Origin of the sequence: Chitinophaga sp., assembly GCF_035761305.1 — a bacterium.
In the GTDB taxonomy this organism is placed as follows: Bacteria; Bacteroidota; Bacteroidia; order Chitinophagales; family Chitinophagaceae; genus Chitinophaga.
The window spans coordinates 1-5,006 of the sequence record NZ_DASTRI010000251.1 but is presented as its reverse complement, the minus strand read 5'-3'; the positions used below and the strand labels follow the sequence as shown (position 1 = coordinate 5,006).

The following is a 5,006-nucleotide window of genomic DNA, read 5'->3' as shown; positions in this document are numbered from 1 at the left end:
GCAGGTGTGCTGGTTGCGGGCGGCGCCATTAGCGCCCTGGACCGTTTTACCACGCTGCGGCGGGCCTACCCGCAATGCGAGGTATATTTTATTGATAAGCCCATGGTGCTGCTGCCGGGGTTCATTGACTGCCATACGCATATTTGTTTTGCCGGCAGCCGTAACCGCGACTATGCCATGCGCATTGCCGGTAAAAGCTACCTGGAGATAGCCCGCGCCGGCGGCGGCATATGGGACTCTGTAATTAAAACCCGTGCAGCCGACGACGTTACCCTGGCGGAAAATATCGTAGCGCGCGCCAACCGCCACCTGCAGGAGGGCGTAACTACGCTGGAAGTAAAAAGCGGTTACGGGCTGGATATGGTAAATGAAATGAAAATGCTGCAGGCCGTGCAAAGCGCTTCCCGGCATACGGCTGCCACGCTGGTGCCTACCTGCCTGGCGGCGCATATGCTGCCTAAAGATTTTAACGGCAACGCCGCGGATTATTTAAGCTGGATAGTGGCCGAGCTGCTGCCTGTGGTAAAAGCAGAACAGCTGGCCGGCCGGGTGGATATTTTTGTGGAAGATACTGCCTTTACGCCTACGGATGCACGCACTTTTTTGCAGCTCGCCAAACAGCTCGGGTTTGCCGCCACCGTACATGCCGACCAGTTCAGCGCGGGTGGCAGCGCCGTGGCCGTGGAAACCGGCGCCCTCTCTGCCGACCACCTGGAGGCCAGCACAGAAAAAGAAATAGCTTTGCTGGCTGCTTCCAATACAACTGCGGTAGTATTGCCCGGCGCTTCATTAGGCCTGGGCATGCACTATGCGCCTGCCCGGCAGCTGCTGGATGTCGGCGCCAGCCTGGCCATTGCCAGCGACTGGAACCCCGGCTCTGCGCCCATGGGCGATCTGCTGCTGCAGGCAGCGGTATTAAGCGCGGCTCAACACCTTTCTATGGCAGAAACCCTGGCTGCATTAACCGTACGCGCTGCACCGGCCCTGCAGCTTACCGGCACCGCCCAGCTGCAGCCTGGGTTTACGGCCGACATGCAGGCCTATGCCACTGCGGATTACCGTGATATTTTGTATTACCAAGGCAAGCTGAAACCAGCACTGGTGTGGAAAAGCGGCGCCCTTATAAATAATGAGCAATGATAGCGGAGTCCTATTATCAACCCACCCCTACGGATATATGGACGGGCCGTATAGACGGTACCGATAAGGAAGTGCTGAGATGGCACCAGCACATACAGGCCGTGCATCTTTTACAGGAGCCTTTACCGCCGCTGCGGCGCGGCCAAAAAGGTATTGCATTGTTAGGCTTTGCCTGCGATGAAGGCGTGCGCCGCAACAAAGGCAGGGTAGGGGCGGCACAGGGGCCGGCGGCTTTGCGCAGGGCATGCGCTGATTTGCCGGTGCACTTTGCCGCAGGCACATTGCTGATAGATGCAGGTGATATTGTTTGTAACAACCGGCAGCTGGAAACCGCGCAGGATGCATTAACCGAAGTGGTACAGCAAATAGTGGCAGGGGGTTATACTCCCGTGCTATTGGGCGGCGGTCATGAAATTACGTATGGCCATGCCCGTGGTATCTACAGTGCTTTCCCCACGCAGACCATTGGCCTTGTTAATTTTGACGCGCACTTCGATCTGCGCATGCCCAACAACCAGGGAGCTACTTCCGGCACCGGTTTTATGCAGCTGGCCCGGGACTGTTATGAGCAGCAAAAGCCCTTTCATTACCTGGCGCTGGGCATACAGGCGCATAGCAATACACAGCAGCTGTTTCGCGTAGCGCGTGAGCTGGAGGTACAGGAAGTTCCGGCAGCTGTTTTTCACATGCAGGATATGCCTACCCTTAAAGCCGCTGTTGCCGGTTTTTTACGAAGGATAGACCGTTTTTATCTTACCATTGACCTGGATGTTTTTGCCGCCCCTTATGCCCCTGGCGTAAGCGCTGCCGCCTACAACGGCATTCTGCCGCACGGCGCTTTTATGGAATGTTACCGCCTGTTGTTACAAAGCGGCCGCCTGGCCGGGCTGGACATCGCAGAGCTTAATCCCGGTTTTGATATAGATAACCGTACCGCCAAACTGGCTGCAGCCCTGCTGTTTGAGGCCGTGATGAATTTGTAGCGCCTTCGCAATTGTCCGCTTTCGGACATTTTGTAATGAAACCGGACACCGGAAATAATCTCCCATAACATTATCTATTTGATTTTCATGCAAATAGCAAAGTGGCATTGTGTTCGCAATTTCAACCATTATGCTCAATAACTATATCAAAACCGGTTTCCGCAGCCTGCTGCGTAACAAAAGTCATTTCTTTATAAATGTTACCGGCCTGGTAGTGGGCTTTAGCGCTTTTCTGCTGATATTTCTTGTGGTTGCCTATGAAAAGAGCTTTGATACTTTTCATGCAAACAAAGACCGCATTTACCGGGTGGTAAGAGCTGGTAAAAATGGCGGCTATTCGCCCAGCGCATCCTTCCCCCTGGCAGCCGCATTAAGAGCAGAATACCCGCAGATAGAAACATCGGCCGCTATTTATGGCGACCGGGATGTACAGGTGCTGGTTACCAACCGGGCAGGTGAAACGGTGAAGAAATTTAAAGAGCATCTTGGTGTTTTCTTTGCAGAGCCCCAGTTCTTCAGCATATTTAACTTCAGGGTAATTGAAGGCGATCCTGCCAATACGCTTAATGAGCCCAATACCGCGTTCCTTACAAAGCATATGGCCCAGAAATACTTTGGCAGCTGGCAGCAGGCCACAGGTAGGATATTTAAAGTGTATGGCCTTCCTGTGAGGGTTACGGGTATTATTGATAATCCCCCGCCTAACACGGATTTCCCTTTAGGCGTTGTAATATCCCATGCCACCATTGGTGCGCTGGGCGAAGATTTGCAGAACTGGGTAGAGCTTTGGACAGACCATTATTGCTTTGTACAGCTGCGGCCCGGTAGTTCCGCCGCACGTATGAATGCTTTGCTGCCTGCTTTTTTAGCAAAGCATGTATCGCCTCAAAACAGGGATTATGCGCTGCAGCTGCAACCGTTGAATGAGCTGCATTTTGATAAACGTTTGGATAACTTTAATCATAGAATATTTAGCAACACACTGATCACTGCACTGAGCCTTATAGGCGTTTTCCTGCTTATTATCGCCTGCGTTAATTTCATTAACCTTTCTACCGCCAATGCCGTTAGCCGTTCCCGGGAAGTAGGTGTACGCAAGGTGCTGGGCAGTAACCGGCGGCAGCTGGTGCTGCAGTTCTTTGGTGAAACAGGTATTACCTGTCTGATAGCGGTTACAGCGGCCGTGATTATTGCCGCCTTTTGTATAACATATTTAAACAGGCTGCTGGAAGTCAATATACCACTGCAAATGCTGTTCAGTCCTGGAGTAATGGTATTTATACTGGTTGCCTGGCTGGCGGTAACATTGCTGGCCGGCTTTTATCCCGCATTGGTATTATCGGGCTTTAACCCGGTTAACGCCCTGAAAAGCCGTATCAGCCAGAACATGATGAAAGGCATTACCTTGCGCAGGGCCCTGGTAGTGTTGCAGTTCGTAGTTGCGCAGGTACTCATTATCGCCACGCTGGTAGTGGTTTCCCAGCTCAATTATTTTAACAGTACCGATATGGGTTTTAGCAGGGAAGCGGTTATAACTGCCGGCTTTCCACGCGATAGTATTGGCCAGTCAAAAACAGACCTGGTACGTAACCTGTTATTACAGCAGCCGGGTATACAGGCGGTAAGCTTCAGCGCATTTGCACCGGTAGGCAATGGAGGTTGGGCTACTGATCTGCGCCTGGGCACCAATAATAGCGGAAAGGCAGATCTTATTGTAACAATGAAGCCGGCAGATACCGGTTACTTTAATATTTACAAACTCCAGCTGGTGGCAGGGCGCAGGTACTTTGCTTCAGATACGGCGCGGGAATTTATTGTAAATGAAAGCCTGGTAAAAAAGCTGGGATTGGGCAGCCCGCAGGAAGCCATCGGCAAGCATATTGCAGCACCGGCAGATGGACGCGCATGGCCGATTGTAGGCGTGGTGAAGGATTACCATACCGCCTCTTTGCGTGATCCTGTAAACATGGTAGCCATGACAACATTAAAAAGAACATACCGCATGGCCAACATCAAAATAGCGCCTGGTAAAACCCGCGCCGCCATTGCTGCCATAGAAAAGATATGGAACACCGTGTTCCCGGATTACGTGTTTGAATACCACTTTATTGGCCAAACTGTAGCTGCCTACTACAAGCAGGAGGCCGAGCTTTCACAGCTCTTTAAAATATTTGCAGGGCTTTCCATATTCATATCGTGCCTGGGTTTATACGGGCTGGTGTCTTTTATGGCTGCACGGAGAAAAAAGGAGATCGGCATCCGAAAGGTACTGGGCGCATCTGCAGGCAACATTGTTGTGCTGCTTTCACAGGAGTTTACAGCATTAATTTCCATTGCTTTTCTCATTGCCACGCCGTTGGCCTGGTACTTTATGCAAGAATGGCTGCAGCAATACACTTTCAGGATAAACCTCGGAGCGGGGTTCTTTATTGTTACGCTATTGTCGTCGGTATTAATTGCATGGCTTACAGCAGGACATTCAGCCGTTAAAGCAGCCATTGCCAACCCGGTAAAAAGTTTACATACAGAATAAAGCTACACCGGCCATTCCACCACCGGCTTTGCCTTTATATACTCCCTGCTTTCCTGCAACTGCTGCCTGGTATCAGCCGCCAGCTGCTGCAACACCTCTTCAACATCTTGCGGAACAGGTATTTGATGGCTTTGCATCAGCTCCATATGGCTGCGTATCAGCTGCTGCAATGCCAGCAGATCGTGCCAGTTACCCAGGCGGTTGCCTGCTCCGTCTGTAAACGCCAGCATGGCCGGCAGGGCAATGGCCCCGTCAAACAGCGGCTGTACTGCTTCCAGCTGGTAATGCAGGCGTTTAATATCTTTCCGCAGGTTGTGCCATTTTTCAGCGTCGGCATGGCTGGCAGGTAT

The 5,006-nt window shown here is 51.9% G+C and carries 4 protein-coding genes; 3 read left to right on the top strand and 1 reads right to left on the bottom strand.

Going from position 1 to position 5,006, the window contains the following annotated elements; genetic code table 11:
• The 3 genes from hutI to VFS25_RS21095 form a co-directional block, all read left to right on the top strand.
• A partial coding sequence (gene hutI, locus VFS25_RS21105; protein ID WP_326464164.1) for an imidazolonepropionase occupies positions 1–1,140 on the top strand: 1,140 nt, incomplete at its 5' end.
• Positions 1,137–2,123 (top strand): formimidoylglutamase, encoded by a 987-nt coding sequence (hutG, locus tag VFS25_RS21100; RefSeq protein WP_326464163.1) that lies wholly within the window; start codon positions 1,137–1,139, stop codon positions 2,121–2,123. The genes hutI and hutG, both read left to right, overlap by 4 nt.
• A 109-nt stretch (positions 2,124–2,232) precedes the next feature.
• Positions 2,233–4,656 carry an ABC transporter permease gene (locus VFS25_RS21095; RefSeq protein WP_326464162.1) on the top strand — a complete coding sequence of 808 codons (2,424 nt, stop codon included), beginning with the start codon at positions 2,233–2,235 and terminating at the stop codon, positions 4,654–4,656.
• A gap of 2 nt (positions 4,657–4,658) precedes the next feature.
• Here the strand turns inward: VFS25_RS21095 and VFS25_RS21090 are convergent.
• Positions 4,659–5,006 (bottom strand): CHAD domain-containing protein (locus VFS25_RS21090; protein WP_326464161.1); only part of this gene is annotated, 348 nt, incomplete at its 5' end.